This window comes from Geoalkalibacter ferrihydriticus DSM 17813 (genome assembly GCF_000820505.1).
GTDB lineage: Bacteria > Desulfobacterota > Desulfuromonadia > Desulfuromonadales > Geoalkalibacteraceae > Geoalkalibacter > Geoalkalibacter ferrihydriticus.
The window spans coordinates 85,059-97,832 of sequence record NZ_JWJD01000003.1; the positions used below are offsets into that span (position 1 = coordinate 85,059).

General features: G+C 59.0%; 10 protein-coding genes. 5 read left to right on the forward strand and 5 right to left on the reverse strand.

What is annotated here, in order from left to right:
• Positions 1 to 301: 301 nt before the first annotated feature.
• Positions 302 to 1,087, forward strand: a complete 786-nt coding sequence (locus GFER_RS09390) for an inositol monophosphatase family protein (RefSeq protein ID WP_040098918.1) — start codon at positions 302 to 304, stop codon at positions 1,085 to 1,087.
• 122 nt (positions 1,088 to 1,209) lie between these two features.
• On the forward strand, positions 1,210 to 1,428 hold the full coding sequence (locus GFER_RS09395) for a hypothetical protein (RefSeq protein WP_040098920.1): 219 nt from the start codon (positions 1,210 to 1,212) through the stop codon (positions 1,426 to 1,428).
• Between the two features lie 103 nt (positions 1,429 to 1,531).
• Here the strand turns inward: GFER_RS09395 and GFER_RS09400 are convergent, their stop codons facing one another.
• On the reverse strand, positions 1,532 to 2,086 hold the full coding sequence (locus tag GFER_RS09400) for a hypothetical protein (protein WP_040098922.1): 555 nt from the start codon (positions 2,084 to 2,086) through the stop codon (positions 1,532 to 1,534).
• A gap of 176 nt (positions 2,087 to 2,262) precedes the next feature.
• On the opposite strand from GFER_RS09400, the gene GFER_RS09405 reads away from it, so the two are divergent.
• The gene (locus GFER_RS09405) at positions 2,263 to 3,207 is read left to right on the forward strand and encodes a class 1 fructose-bisphosphatase (protein ID WP_040098924.1); all 945 of its coding nucleotides are present in this window, start codon (positions 2,263 to 2,265) and stop codon (positions 3,205 to 3,207) included.
• 81 nt (positions 3,208 to 3,288) lie between these two features.
• Here GFER_RS09405 and ptsP read toward each other — a convergent pair whose 3' ends face one another.
• The 4 genes from ptsP to GFER_RS09425 form a co-directional block, all read right to left on the reverse strand.
• Complete coding sequence (ptsP, locus tag GFER_RS09410; protein ID WP_279615528.1) at positions 3,289 to 5,769, reverse strand: phosphoenolpyruvate--protein phosphotransferase; 2,481 nt, start codon at positions 5,767 to 5,769, stop codon at positions 3,289 to 3,291.
• A 449-nt stretch (positions 5,770 to 6,218) separates the two neighbouring features.
• Positions 6,219 to 8,507 (reverse strand): sigma 54-interacting transcriptional regulator, encoded by a 2,289-nt coding sequence (locus tag GFER_RS09415; protein ID WP_040098926.1) that lies wholly within the window; start codon positions 8,505 to 8,507, stop codon positions 6,219 to 6,221.
• 113 nt (positions 8,508 to 8,620) lie between these two features.
• Positions 8,621 to 9,622, reverse strand: coding sequence for an ABC transporter ATP-binding protein (locus GFER_RS09420; protein WP_040098929.1), 1,002 nt, complete (start codon positions 9,620 to 9,622; stop codon positions 8,621 to 8,623).
• Positions 9,622 to 10,581, reverse strand: coding sequence for an ABC transporter ATP-binding protein (locus tag GFER_RS09425; RefSeq protein ID WP_040098931.1), 960 nt, complete (start codon positions 10,579 to 10,581; stop codon positions 9,622 to 9,624). Before GFER_RS09425 ends, GFER_RS09420 begins: the two co-directional genes overlap by 1 nt.
• Positions 10,582 to 10,783: 202 nt before the next feature.
• On the opposite strand from GFER_RS09425, the gene GFER_RS09430 reads away from it, so the two are divergent.
• Together GFER_RS09430 and GFER_RS09435 are read left to right on the forward strand one after the other, a co-directional pair.
• Positions 10,784 to 11,665, forward strand: a complete 882-nt coding sequence (locus tag GFER_RS09430; protein ID WP_235264052.1) for a PHP domain-containing protein — start codon at positions 10,784 to 10,786, stop codon at positions 11,663 to 11,665.
• Positions 11,666 to 11,953: 288 nt separating this feature from the next.
• Positions 11,954 to 12,535, forward strand: a complete 582-nt coding sequence (locus GFER_RS09435) for a DUF882 domain-containing protein (protein WP_074669513.1) — start codon at positions 11,954 to 11,956, stop codon at positions 12,533 to 12,535.
• Positions 12,536 to 12,774: the final 239 nt, after the last annotated feature.

Genomic DNA, 12,774 nt, shown 5'->3' on the forward strand with positions numbered 1-12,774 from the left:
CCCCTCGTCAAACCACGAGGCCCTGTTCGATTCGGGTCGACACCAGGGCCGTCTTCTCCTAAACTGGAGGGGTCGGCCCTGTTTTTTTTTCGCGTCCTAACTATTCAGTCGCACGGCCAATGGCACCGCAGGGCGTGGCGGTTGAGTGATGCGGCCAATGTTTGAGCTACAGGCGAGTTTGTGCCGCAAACGATGCCGCCGTGCCCTGCGGTGCATGCGGAGCAGTTACTTTGCGCCTGCAGGCGGAAGAATTCGGCGGCGTGGCGCTCGCCCCGCCGGGGATGAACAGTAAAGGAAGCATATGAAGGAAATCGCACTACGCGCCGCCCGTGAAGGCGGAAAAATTCTGCTGCAGAAATTCGGTACGGCGTTACATATTGATCGCAAAGGCGCGGGCGACCTGGTTACCGATGCCGACCGCGAAGCTGAAGAGGCCATCGTCGGCGTGATTCGACACACCTTTCCGCGTCACGCCATTCTCGCCGAAGAGGCCGACTACGGGGAGAAAGAGGGCGATTACCGCTGGATTATCGACCCCCTCGACGGCACCACCAATTACGCCCATGCTTTTCCCTGGTTTTCCGTCTCCATTGCGCTGGAAGTGGCGGGCGAGGTGGTCCTCGGGGTCGTCTACAATCCCGCCCATCAGGATCTTTTCTATGCCGAAGTGGGCCAGGGAGCTTATCTCAACGACGTACAAATCCGGGTCTCGGCCACCGATGCTCTGGATGAGAGTCTGGTGGCTACAGGGTTCCCCTATGATCGCAAGCAATGCCAAGCCAACAATTACGACCATTTCATCAATTTTCAGCAAGCCGCTCAAGCCTGCCGCCGGGTTGGCTCGGCGGCCCTCGATCTGGCCTATACTGCGGCGGGGCGCTTCGACGGATTCTGGGAGATGAAGCTCAAACCCTGGGATGTGGCCGCCGGCAAACTGTTGGTGGAAGAGGCCGGTGGGCGGGTCAGCGATTTTTCCGGAGAGCCCTGCGATATCTTTGGTTGTGAAATTCTCGCCAGCAACGGTCTGATTCATGAGCCCATGAAGGCCTTGCTGGCCAAAGGACGTCGTCCCTCTCGGGCAGGCTGAACTCCGGCGGTTTTCTCCGCGAACCTTTCTGCTATACTGTCCATAAGGATATGGGTTTACTCGTTCGCTTCGAGGCGTGGGGCCGCGAGGCGCGGCGAGCTCAGCAAGGCAAAGGAGTCTGTATGTCCGAGACCAACAATCGGGTTGATGTGAACGATGTTGCTCCCAATCTTGAGAAGCGCCTCGAAAAGGTGGAAAAAGACTTGGACATCATGGAGCGCCATGCGGCAGAGATGGATGAAACCGAAGACGAACTCAAGAGCTATATGAAAAAGGTCGATCGGGAGCACAAGGACAGCCATTACCACAGCGTTCCCAAGCCGAAAAAACACACCATCTAAGCGTGTGCGAAATTTGTGAAAAACACAAAAAAAGCCCCTCCGACAAGAGGGGCTTTTTTTCGTGTAGCTCTGCGAAACTCTGAGTTCTGACCGCGCGCCGGATTTATTCTTGCGGATTTTTATCCTCGGGCTCTTCAGCTTTGATCATTTCGATTTCATGTTCAAGGACGGCGGCATTCTGCTTGTACTCATCAAGCCGCTCGAGCAAGCTCTGGACGTCACCGCGCTCAAGGATCCCGCTTTCGCCGGTTTCGTGAGCCTCATCGATGAGGCGGCCGAGGTCGCCATGGGCCGCGCTGATTTTTTTATGCAGGGATGCCAGGTCGATTTTTTTCTGCACGATGCGGCGATATTGCCCCGCCTTGAATGTTGCCAGGAACAGGGTTTTGCGCGTACTGTCCCAGAACTTCTCGGCTTTGTCTTTGAGGGGCTCCTGCTCCTCGGTGCTTTCCTGCGCGCGGTATGCAGCCTGCTCTTCGGCTTTTTCTTCGGCCTGCTCGGCCTGCTCGGCCTGCTCGGCTACGGCCTGCTCGGCTACGGCCTGCTCGGCTACGGCCTGCTCCGCAGGCATCGTCGGCTGTTGCTCCTCAGTCGACTGGTCTTCAATGATTTGTGCCTGTTCCTCGTCTTGGGCCTGCTTTTTGGATTCGTCTGACATCACCACCTCCGTAAGTGCAATTCAATTTTGTGAATTATCTTAGCATCTTTGTCGATTCGGTCAAGGATTGATGGTGGGCCGGGCCGACACCGGACTTGCCCGATGTCCCATATTGCACTAGAATTGTCCGAGTGTTTTTAATCCGTTTCTTACTTTCTCAAGGAGGGCTTTACGGTATGACGGCCATTTCCCCGCCCGGCAGCACAAAATTTCAGATCGATCTGCGACGTCATCTCAGGGAAGAAGAGGAGGATCGCGATCTGACCCGTGTCATCTGCGAAATCGCCGACGCCTCCAAGTATATCATCAACGCCATTCGCACCGGTGACCTCGGTTTGGCGGGTACCTCCAACCTCTATGGTGAAAACCAACTTGCTCTCGATGTGCTCTCCGACCGCATATTGCGCAAACGCATGATCCATTCCGGGGTGGTGGCCAATATTCTCTCCGAGGAAACCTCCGAAGTCATTGAGGTGGATCCCGGCGGCAAATATTCCGTCGCATTTGATCCCCTCGACGGCTCTTCCCTGGTGGATGTCAATCTGGCGGTAGGCACCATCGTCACCATTTATGAAGGCAGTGACCTGTTGCAGAGCGGGCGCAACCAGGTGGCCGCCATGTACATTCTTTACGGGCCGCGCACCTCGCTGGTGTATTCCACCGGGCGCGGGGTTCATGAATTCTGCATGAATCAGCTCATGGAGTTTACCCTCACGAAAGAGAATATTCAGTTGCAGCCCAGCGGAAATATCTATGCTCCGGGCGGGCAGCGCAATCTCTATACCGAGGGAACCGAAAAGTATGTGTCCTCTCTCGAGGAAAAAGGCTACAAACTGCGCTACAGCGGGGGGTTTGTGCCCGACATCAACCAGATTTTGCTCAAGGGATCGGGAATTTTTCTCTACCCCCATCTAAGAGATAAACCCAAGGGCAAGCTGCGTCTGATCTTTGAACTCAATCCCATGGCGTATCTCATTGAACAAGCGGGCGGCAAAGCCTCCACCGGCCGCCAAAGTATTCTCGACATCAAGCCAGAGAGCATTGATGACTGCGCCCCGATTTTCATCGGCTGTCGTGAAGATGTTGAGCGCGCCGAGGAATACATCGCCCGTTACGGTTGAGTGGGGGCTTTTTTGCCAGTCGCAACAAAAAAAACCCGAGGGCCACCGCCTTCGGGTTTTTTTTGTGATGCGGTCTCTTGCTCAGAAGTCCAGAATATCCTGTTCGGCAAGCTCCTTGCGGATGTGTTCCCGAATCTGGCGGCCTACGCCGAGGGTCAGTGCGGCGCGGGCGATCTTTTCCGCCTGCGCCAGAGTTATGCGGGACAGAAAGGCTTTGGTGCGGGGGATGAACGGCGCGGCCATGGAGAATTCACGCACGCCCAAACCCAGCAACAAGGCCATGTGAATTGGGTCCGTCGCCATCTCGCCGCACAGGCAGAGCCCGATGCGGTGGTTGCGGGCGGTCTGGGCGAGTTGGCCGAGAACGCCGACCACGGCCGGGTGCAGCGGATCAAAATATTTGGCGACCAGGGGGTTGTTGCGATCGGCTGCCAACAGGTACTGGATAAGGTCGTTGGTGCCCAGGGCGAAAAAGTCGACTTCGCCGGCTAGGCGTTCGGCCAGATAAACGGCTGCCGGAACCTCGATCATGACGCCCAGAGGCATTTTTTCCGCAAAGGGCAGGCCGGCAGCGCGCAAATGGCGACGGGCTTCGCCAACCACCTCCTTGCACGCCCGAACATCCTCCATACTCGAAATCAAGGGAAACAGCAAACGCACCGGCCCCTGGACGCCGGCCATGAGGATCGCCTCGATCTGGGTGCGGAACATGTCGCGATGGTCAAGACAGACCCGCACCGAGCGCCAGCCCATGAAGGGGTTGTCTTCCAGCGGCGGTGCAAAATAGGGCAGGGCCTTGTCGCCGCCGATGTCGAGGGTCCGGATGGTGACCGGACGCCCGTCGAAGTCTTCGACGATGCGGCGGTAGAGTCGATACTGTTCCTCGCGGTCGGGAAAGTCGCCATGGGCCATGTAGGGAAATTCGGTGCGATACAACCCCACGCCGTCGGCGCCGTTGCGCAGGGCAATGGCGACGTCTCCGATCAGCCCGATGTTCGCCCGCAGCTTGATGTCCTGGCCGTCGGCGGTGCGGGCGGGTTGCTCGCGGTAGGTGTCAAAGCGCTGAACCTCCCGCTGGCGATCAGCTTCGAGGCGCTCGAATTCTTCGGCCACCTGGGGCGGTGGGTTGATGTACAGCGTGCCTGAGTTGCCGTCGAGAATCAGGTTCTCATCGGGCGCGACCCGCTTGAGGACTCCTTTGACGCCGACAATGGTCGGAATGCCCATGGATTTTGCCATGATCACCGCGTGGGAGTTTTTTTCACCCACTTCGGTAACGATGCCGAGAATTTTTTCGGCATCCAGGCTTGCCATGTCCGAGGGCAGCAGTTCGCGCGCCACGAGGATTCCGGGATTTTTCAATTGCAGAGGCTGCTGATTCTGTCCGCGGAGGTTGGCCAGGATACGCCGACCGATGTCTTCCATGTCCGCGGCCCGTTCACGCAGGTAGGCATCCTCCATGCGGCCGAAAGCCTCGACGTAGTCGCTGACCACGGTTTTGAGGGCATAGGCCGCGCTGTGCCGGCGCTGCTCGATGGCCGCCAGCAATTTCTGCATGAAGCCTCGATCTTCGAGAATCATCAGGTGGGTGTGGAAGATCGCGGCGTCGTCGGACGAAAGGCGCGCGGCGACCTGTTTTTCCAGATACAGAGTCTGAATGCGGGTTTTTTCCAGTGCATCCTCAAGCAAACGCCGCTCTCGCTCGGGCTCGACCTCGCCCTGGTCGACAATGTCGGTAAACCCCAGGCGCTCATCAAGAAGGTTGGCGGGTCCGCCGGCGATGCCGGGGTAAGCCGGGATGCCGCGCAGGGCGCTATAATCGTTGCGCGCGGGGCTGTCATCGTTGCCGTCGTCGTTGCTTTGCCGGCGCAGGCTCTGGCGCGTCTGCTCAAGTTCCTGCACGAAACGGTTGGCTTGCTCTTCTTTTTGGCGAATGGCATCGAGCAGGCGCGCGTTGACAACGATGGAGGATACCTGAAAGGCGATGGTCGAAAGTGCGCTGATTTCCTCGCCGCTGAACTGGCGCGGCGCCAGTGTCTGAATGGCAAGAACCCCAATAGGCCTGCGCCGGTCGAACAGGGGTATGCCGAGAAAGGAGTGAAAGCGCTCCTCGCGGGTTTCGCGGAAATAGCGATAACGCGGGTGCGCCTGCGGCTCCAGGATGGAGACCACCTTGCTCTGCTCTACCGCCAGGCCGGTCAGGCCCTCGCTGATCTTCATCGCCACCTTGCCAACTGCCCGCCGCGAAAGACCGCGCGTGGCGCGTAGGCGCAGGGTGAGTTCGTCATCTTCAAGCAGGTAGATGGAGCAGACCTCGGTGCGCATGCGTCGCGCCACCAGGGTGACAATGTTGTTCAGGGTTTCGTCGAGATCGTGGGACTGAAGAATGAGAGTGCTGATATCCTCCAGCGTGGTGATGCCGAACAGGTCTTTGCTGCTGTTTTGTCTGGAAGATGGGCTCATGCGCGTTACATTGCCGTCGCGAAAAAGAAGAGGCGAATAAAAACCATTTCGTAACTGTTCAGCACGCGCCGCAGGGTGCGGCGGCATCGCGTGCGGCAAAAACTCTCCTGCGGCTCAAACATTCGCCGCAGCACTCAACCGCTGCACCCTGCGGCACTGTCGGACGTCGCAGCTGAATAATTACGTCATCTCTTTTATACACGCAGCTCCGGGATTGTGGCGACAAAAAAACGCCGCGCGGGGGAGAGAGGACCCGTGCGGCGCAAAGGGGCGGGCAACCGTCTAGGAGGAAAGTTTCTGGCCCCAACATGTGGGATGTTTTAGAGCAAGGCCCATGCCAAACATTGAAAGAAATTTAAGAATTTGCGGAGGCACCAATGGTTCCGGCGAGTTGAAGAATTCAGGGGAAGATTGGGAAGACGGGCAGGTGTGTCGCCGGTGACTCATTTTTGGGGCGCGGATGTCGCGTTTTTAGCGCCGCAGACCAGGGTGCGCAGGTCGCCCTCTGTGTCAAAATTGGCACGGCAGGTGCTACCGATTTCGTCATTTCACGGGGCCGCTGATGTCTTGAACTCATTGCCCTTGAGTCCATGGCGCGCCAGGATGCGGTAAAAGGTGCGCCTTGGAATGTTGGCTTTGCGCGCCGCCAGGGACACGTTTCCCCTGGCTTCCTCCAGGTATTTGCGGATCAGGCTTTTCTCCACCTGCTCAAGATGCTTCTCGCGCTGACCGCGGAAGGAATTTTCGGCATTGTTGCCGTTGTCGTCGCCCTCAAGAGCCAATTGGGAAAAAATCGAGGGCAGGTTCTCGATGCGGATCACATTGTCTTGGGTCAGCACCGAGCCGCGCTCGATAATATTCTGCAATTCGCGGATATTGCCCGGCCAGTGGTAACGCATCAGTGCGGCGATGGCGCGATCTTCGATGCCGCGGATCGGCTTGTTGAGACGTTTGCTGGCGGCGGCGAGAAAATGGTGTACCAGTTGCGGCAGCGATTCGCGACGGCTGCGCAGGGGCGGCATGGTGATGGTGAAGACGTTGAGGCGGTAAAACAGATCCTCGCGAAACCAACCCTCGCGCACTCCGTCCTCCAGATTGCGGTTGGTGGCGGCGATGAGACGTACATCGACTTTGTGCGGCAGCGTGCCGCCCACGGGTTTGAGTTCGCCGCTGTCGAGTACCCTCAGCAGTTCGGCTTGCAACTTCGGGGTGATGTCACCGATTTCATCCAGGAAGATGGTGCCGCCGTTGGCGGCCTCGAACAGCCCCTTTTTGTCAGCGATGGCGCCGGTGAAGGAGCCTTTTTTGTGCCCGAACAGCTCGCTTTCGAGCAGGCTGTCGGTGAGGGTGGTGCAGTTGACGGTTACCAGCGGCTTGTCGGCGCGGCTGCTGTGTTCGTGAATGGCGCGGGCGGTCAGTTCCTTGCCGGTCCCGCTCTCGCCGCGAATCAGCACGGTGGTCGGCGTCGGGCCGACCTGGCGAATCAGCTTGAGTACGTCGAGGGTGCGCGGATCCTTGCCGATGATGGCCGGATCGCCGTACTCCTGGGCCAGGGCGCGCTGGGCCAGTTCGTATTTTTGAGTGAGGCTGACGCGATCTTCCTCCAGTCGCTTGATGGAAAAAGGCAGACACATCTCCGTGTCGGCCAGTCCCTGATAGACCGCAACCGCATACTCGCGGCAGGTCGGGTAGCCGCAGGCGCCGCAGTCGAATTCGTCCTGTTCGACGAACTTGTTGGTGGCCTGCAGAATTGAGCGGACGCTTTCGCCATTGGGCGGCTCCAAACGCTTGAGCTTGTTGCTGAAACGGCGCTGCAATTGGGGAAGCGGCTGTTCGTGCTGGTAGAGCGCCTGGCTGTCGTAGGGCAGATCCTGAGTCTGGTAGGAATTGATGACCAGATTGCGTTTGGCGAAGGTCGTCAGCCGGTTGTTCTTACCGGGACCTCCGATGCAGCCTCCCTCGCAAAAGCGGATGTCCACCCAGCGCGGGGTAATGCGACGGGCGGCAAGGTCGCGAATGAGTTCCAGGCAGCTTTCGGCGCCGCCGGTGGAAATGAAATCGGGATTGAGAAAGTCATTGCGCACATCGAAGGCTTGAAAGGGGCCGCCGGAGAGAGGGAACAGCCGGCCCTTATCGGGTTTGCGGCCGGCGAAGGGCGCATCGCTCAGCCGGGTCAGGTCAAGACTCTGGTCGCGAAACATTTGGCTGAGTTCGCGATAGGTGAGCACCAGGTCGATGGCGCCGGCGACTTCTTCGGAGGCCACTTCGAATTTTCCGGCGATGCAGGAGCTGATATAGATGACGCGGGTTTGTGGACCGCCGCGCTCCTTGAGAAAGCGGCCGATGGCGACCATGGGTGAAACCACCGGCATCAGGTTGCGCAGCAATTGCGGATAGTGGCGCTCGATGAGATCGACAATCGTCGGGCAGTGGCTCGAAATAAGGGGTGCGCTGTTGGGGGCGAGGATGAGATCCTGGTAAGTCGCGGCGATCAGTTCGACCCCCGTGGAACCTTCGTGGACTTCGGCAAATCCCAGTTTTTTGAGGCCCGACACCAGTTGGCCGGGACGCAGATCGTTGAAAAAGGCAGGGTAGGAGCACCCGAGGACGGCGATGACGTTCTGTCCTTCGCCAAGGATGCGGCGGGTGCCCTCGATACAGTTGGCGATCACCTTGGCTTGCTGTGAGCAGACTTTGAGACATTTGCCGCAGCCGATGCAGCGCGCATGGATGACCTCGGCCCACTCGGGACCAACTTTGATGGCCTTGACGGGACAGTTGCGCACGCATGAGTAGCACTTGCGGCACCGTTCTCTGACAGTTTCGATGGGACCCATCCGACACTCTCCGGGATTTACGGATTGTTCGTCACCTCAGCCATTATATCTGGGCACAATCCATCAATTCTGCCCAGGCCCGGCCTTTTTTGTCAAGGGAGAGGCCGGCTTGTTCAGCGGGTGCGAAAGCGTCCCACTTCCTCACTGAAATGGCAGGCGGCCAGGTGGCCAGGCTGTTTTTCGCTCAAGGGCGGAGCTTGCCGCGCACAGATTTCGCGGGCATAGGCGCAGCGGGGATGAAAAGTGCATCCGCTGGGGGGCGCAAGGGGCGAGGGAACTTCCCCCTTGAGAGGGACATAGCGACCGCGACGTGCCGGGTCGGGAACCGGCACGGCATTGAGCAGCGCTTCGGTATAGGGGTGACGAGGCCGGAGATAGAGGGCTTCGGCATCGGCATGTTCAACAATAGCGCCAAGGTACATGACTGCGACTTCGTCGCTGATGTGTTCGATCAGGGAAAGATCGTGAGCGATAAACAGGTAGGTCAGGTCGAATTCACGCTGCAGATCCTGCAACAGGTTCACCACCTGCGCCTGCACCGAGAGGTCGAGAGCCGAAACCGGTTCATCGGCGACCATCAGGCGCGGCTTGAGCGCCAGAGCGCGGGCGATGCCGATGCGCTGGCGCTGGCCGCCGGAAAATTCGTGGGGATAGCGCTGTGCGTGATCGGGCGCCAAACCGACTCTGCCGAGCAGCTCAACCACGGCATCGCGCAGGGCTGGACCGCTCGCCAGGTTGTGAATGCGCAGGGGCTCGCCGACGATGTCGCCCACACGCATGCGGGGATTGAGAGACGAATAGGGGTCCTGAAAAATCATCTGCATCTGCCGACGCAGGGGGCGCAGCCGGTGTGGCGGCAGCGGCGCGAGATTTCGTCCCTCGAAGAGGATTTCGCCGCCGTCGGCCTCGAGTAGTTTCATGATCAGTTTGCCGGTGGTTGACTTGCCGCAGCCCGATTCGCCCACCAGCCCCAGGGTGCGGCCGCGTTGCAGGGCAAAGGATACGCCGTTGACCGCCTTGAGTTCTTCGCGGCGCGCGGCGACGGGAGACGTCTTGATCCAGAAAGACTTGCGCAGATCGCGCACTTCCAGCAAGGGTGTCATGGAATCTTGCATTAGGGCCTCCAACAGCGCACCTGATGACCGGGAGCCACGTCGCGCAGCGGCGGCAACTCGCCGCGGCAGGGAGCGAAGGCTACCGGGCAGCGCTCCAGAAACGGGCAGCCATCAGGCGTGAGGCGCGGGTCGGGCACCTGTCCGCTGATAGGCGCCAGGCGGGTTTTCTTCTCGCCCAGGCGCGGCACGCAGGACAGCAGGCCCTGGGTGTAGGGATGGCGCGGATCGGCGTAGATGCGGGCGACGTCCGCATACTCCATGATCAGGCCGGCGTACATGATGGCAACCTGATCGGCGTTCTGCGCGACGATGCCCAGATCATGCGTGATGAGCAGAGTCGCCATCTGACGCTCTTCCTTGAGGTTGCGCAGCAGGTCCATGATCTGCGCCTGAATGGTCACATCCAGGGCAGTGGTCGGCTCATCGGCGATCAACAGTTGGGGGTCGCAGGCCAGAGCCATGGCGATCATCACCCGCTGGCGCATGCCGCCGGAGAGGTTGTGCGGGTATTCATGCAGGCGCTTGCGCGCCGCGGCAATCCCCACCTTGTGCAGCAACTCTTCCGCGGCATCGAGCGCCGCTGCGGCGTCGAGGTTTTTATGCAGGCGCAGGACTTCGCCGATCTGATCACCGATTCGAAACACCGGATTGAGGGAGGTCATGGGTTCCTGAAAAATCATCGAGATCCGATTGCCGCGGATGCGGCGCATCTCCGCCAGAGGCAGCCGCAGCAGGTCTTCTCCGTGAAACAGGATCTCTCCTTCGACGATACGTCCCGGCGGCGGGACAAGGCGCAGGATGGACAGGGCGGTCATGGATTTGCCGCAACCCGATTCGCCCACCACAGCCAGGGTCTCCCGTGCCGGGATGTCGAGATCAATGCCGCGGATGGCTTTGACCAGCCCCCCGGAGCTAAAAAAGAAAGTTTTGAGATTGCGAATGGACAGAAGGGCTGACATGAGGCTCCCGGCAGGGCGGTCGCCGTGGACCGCATGAATGTGATGGTCTTAAAATGTAACCGCAATCACCTTCCCCGGTCAAGAAATGCCTGGATTGATTTTCCTTGCGCCACCGCTCTGTGCTAGGATCAGGATCTTTGTCGCGAACCGGCACGGACAAAGGGCCAGCGACCAACGACAGTGGACAAAGGACAATAACCCAGTGACGACCGACAGCTTGGCGGACCTCCATCTTCACACCCACTTTTCCGATGGCGTTCATTCTCCCGAAGATATCGTGCAAATGGCACGGGACGCTGGCGTGGCGACCCTCGCCATCTGCGATCATGACAACCTCGATGGCATCGCGCCTGCGCGCGCGGCCGGTGCGCAGGTCGGCATCGAAGTCATCAGCGGCGTGGAACTCTCCAGCCGGTGGCGCGGCTTTCATGATCTGCACATCCTGGGTTACGGCTTCGATCCGCAGCATCCCGAACTTTGTCGCGAGTTGAAAGAGTTTCGCGCGTTCCGCAGTCGCCGCAATGAACTTATTGTTGAGCGGGTCAACCGACGACTAACCGCGAGGAAAAAGGCGCCTCTCGATTTTGCGCGGGTTCGCGAACTGGCCGGCGGCACCTTTGGGCGTCCTCACATCGCCCGCGCCCTCATCGAAATGGGCCACGCGCGCGATACGAGTGAAGCTTTTGAGCGCTATTTGATCCCCTGCAACGTCGAAAAGAAATTTTTCCCCGCCGATCAGGCCATCGCTCTGATACATCGTGCCGGGGGCGTGGCGGTGCTGGCCCATCCGCCCTTTATCACCCCCGAGCGCAATGCCCTTGAGGGCCTGCTCGATGTGCTCACCGGCTTTGGACTCGACGGGCTTGAAGCCTACAACAACGGCGCGACCCGCGACGATGTCGACTATCTCATCGGTCAGGCTCGCAGGCGCGGCCTGATCGTCACCGGTGGCTCGGACCATCATGGTTTCGAGGGAGACGAGAGCCGTATCGGCTGGTGCCGCGGGGTGCTGCCGATTCCTTATAGTTGCGTGACGGAGCTGCGCTCCGCCCTGGCGCGGCGCGCGGAGAACCACCAACTTTGACGTTTCAGTGCAGAGTCCGGCAAGTTGTCGTTTGGCAGCGACGAAAACGACCAAAACCGTCACCTCCGTTTAGGGATATGCCGGGGCCGATATCGCTTGCACTGCTGTGCGGAAAAAGAATTATTGCCCGGCAATGGCCGTTAAAACGCACATTTAAAAAAATCCCCCAGGGGGTTTTCATGTTTGCGGCTGATGTGGTATAAAGCTTGCTGGATTAGACGACTGAAAGTTTTAGAGATCTTTTAATTGAATGGTTTAAGAAATGCAACCATAAGGAGACTTCCCACGATGCAGTTGCGCGAACTTCAGATGCAGGAGGCATCCTGCCGACTGAACCGCCGAACCTTCATCAAAGGTCATCTGGCGGCCCTGGCCGTTCTGGCCCTGCCCGCACCCGCCTTGGCGCTGGCGCGCCCCACCGCGCGCGAGCGGGCGCTGTCCTTTTACAACATCCATACCGGCGAAAAACTCAAAAACGCCATCTACTGGGCCGACGGCGGCTATGTGGAAGAAACCCTGGACGACATAAGCTTCCTGTTGCGCGATTTCCGCCGCAACGAAGTCGGTACCATCGATCCAGAGCTTCTCGATCAGGTTTTCTCTCTGCGCCGCGCGGTCGGTGCCAAAAATCCCGTGCACATCATCTCCGGGTACCGCTCGCCCGCCACCAATGAGATGCTGGCGCAGCAGAGCGGCGGGGTCGCCCGGCGCAGCTTTCACATGGACGGGCGCGCCGTCGATCTGCGCATCCCCGGGTGTGATCTGCAGACGGTGCGCCGTGCCGCCATCGGCATGCAACGTGGCGGCGTGGGATTTTATCCGCGTTCGGACTTCGTTCATATCGATACCGGCCCGGTGCGCTCCTGGTAAGCGCACCCTATTCCTTCCTCCCCAACGAAAAAGGGCTTCCGTGCTTGCACGGAAGCCCTTTTTCGTTTCCCGGTCAAATCGCCGTCGCATGGCTCAGTTCATGAAAAAAATGAAAAGGAAATGGCTTTTTTACGCCCCCAGCGTTCCTTGTGGAAAAAAGAAAATAAGAAAAGAATACAAGTGGTTATCTCTCCTTGGTTTCTGGTTGTGAAAAAAGTTTGAAAAAATTTTTGAAATGG

What these genes read in the sequence shown, in the direction of transcription:
- GFER_RS09390 (WP_040098918.1), top strand. Translation starts at nt 302, where the DNA reads ATGAAGGAAATCGCACTACGCGCCGCCCGTGAAGGCGGAAAAATTCTG.
- GFER_RS09395 (WP_040098920.1), top strand. Translation starts at nt 1,210, where the DNA reads ATGTCCGAGACCAACAATCGGGTTGATGTGAACGATGTTGCTCCCAAT.
- GFER_RS09400 (WP_040098922.1), bottom strand. Translation starts at nt 2,086, where the DNA reads ATGTCAGACGAATCCAAAAAGCAGGCCCAAGACGAGGAACAGGCACAA.
- GFER_RS09405 (WP_040098924.1), top strand. Translation starts at nt 2,263, where the DNA reads ATGACGGCCATTTCCCCGCCCGGCAGCACAAAATTTCAGATCGATCTG.
- GFER_RS09415 (WP_040098926.1), bottom strand. Translation starts at nt 8,507, where the DNA reads ATGGGTCCCATCGAAACTGTCAGAGAACGGTGCCGCAAGTGCTACTCA.
- GFER_RS09420 (WP_040098929.1), bottom strand. Translation starts at nt 9,622, where the DNA reads ATGCAAGATTCCATGACACCCTTGCTGGAAGTGCGCGATCTGCGCAAG.
- GFER_RS09425 (WP_040098931.1), bottom strand. Translation starts at nt 10,581, where the DNA reads ATGTCAGCCCTTCTGTCCATTCGCAATCTCAAAACTTTCTTTTTTAGC.
- GFER_RS09435 (WP_074669513.1), top strand. Translation starts at nt 11,954, where the DNA reads ATGCAGTTGCGCGAACTTCAGATGCAGGAGGCATCCTGCCGACTGAAC.